A 1,283-nucleotide genomic window follows, 5' to 3' on the forward strand; every position below is an offset into this window, starting at 1 on the left:
CCATAAAACGCTACTCTATGGAACCGATATTCGGGATGCTGTCGCTTGTCAGTGTCTTCTTTTCCTTTGGTTCTGCCGAAGCCCCGTCTTTCGATTTTTTTCTGGATTCGCTTTTGTTTTGCTCGTTTTCAGTTTTAGGGTTTTCGGATTGAGGGTGTATGTAGTTAAGCGCAGCCAAAACCGTTTCACTGATACCAGCATCCTCATTTTCATCCAGGTATTGTTTTATAAAACTGCGTATTTCATCGGTAATATCGACTTTCATTGACCGCAGATACTGTTCAGCCATGCCGGCAAGCAATGATTTCGGGTCTGGTTCTTCACATTGGAAATTATCGCTGTTTTCATTGATTTTGGCTGTTTCCAGCCTCATGGCATCGTCGAAAGCGCCATAATCCAATGACAAATCTTCGATTTCTGCGATGCGTTCTTTGTCATTGGATCTCAGGATTTCTATCATTGGCTTTACATGGCCGAAGTAGTCATCATACACGGCCATTATAGTATCCTTGTACATGAGAATCGGCTTGCCCTGACTAATCAGACTGGCAGCGCATGCCAGCGTTCGCTGCTGAGTCAGAATGAACAGCTTTATCAGAAGATCCGGAATCCCCTGAGAAAGGTCGTACAGCGTCTGTTCTATCTCATCCGGTATCACTGGCACCTCAGACGGCAGAACGTTATACTTCCACAATTCCTCTATAAATGTATTCCAGTCCCTTTTGCGATAATGCATTCTATCCCATTGCAGGCATCCCGCGGTTCCGAGTCTGCGGGATACTCTCATCCCCTGCTGGCGTATTTCAAGAATCTTTGGCGTTCCCACAAATATTATGGGCACATTGATGGTGTTTGATAATTCAACGATAAAGTTAAAGAGCTCTGTCTTGCTGCTCCTGGATGCCAGCAAATTCTGCACTTCGTCCAGTATGATAAGTCCTACGCAATGGGCATCGAACAGAGATTCAAGGCGTACCCGCAAACACTCCAGAGTGGTATTTTTCCGGATTCCGTCAGCATAGCTGTTTCCGGTTACCCTGCTGAGCTCGCTGAGCAGACTGACGCACATGGCTTTTACCGAACCGCCGGATGGAACTTCAGTTTTAAGATACACCACCTGATCAAAGACTGCTCCCATCTCAGGGGCGTTGTGATGTATAAGCTGAGGGTACATGCTTCTCATCAGCCGTTCAAGAGCATAGCTTTTGCCAATGCCGCTTACTCCGATCAGAGATAACGTCATGGGAGAAGCGCTTATTCTGCCCCCGAAATTTACTTCGTTA

At 46.2% G+C, this 1,283-nt stretch carries 1 protein-coding gene; it reads right to left on the minus strand.

Annotated elements, in window-relative coordinates:
- Positions 1-10 precede the first annotated feature (10 nt).
- The coding region (locus F557_RS0117715) for an ATP-binding protein (protein WP_019003544.1) at positions 11-1,283 on the minus strand (1,273 nt) is incomplete at its 5' end.

This window comes from Succinimonas amylolytica DSM 2873 (assembly GCF_000378405.1).
Classification (GTDB): Bacteria; Pseudomonadota; Gammaproteobacteria; order Enterobacterales; family Succinivibrionaceae; genus Succinimonas; species Succinimonas amylolytica.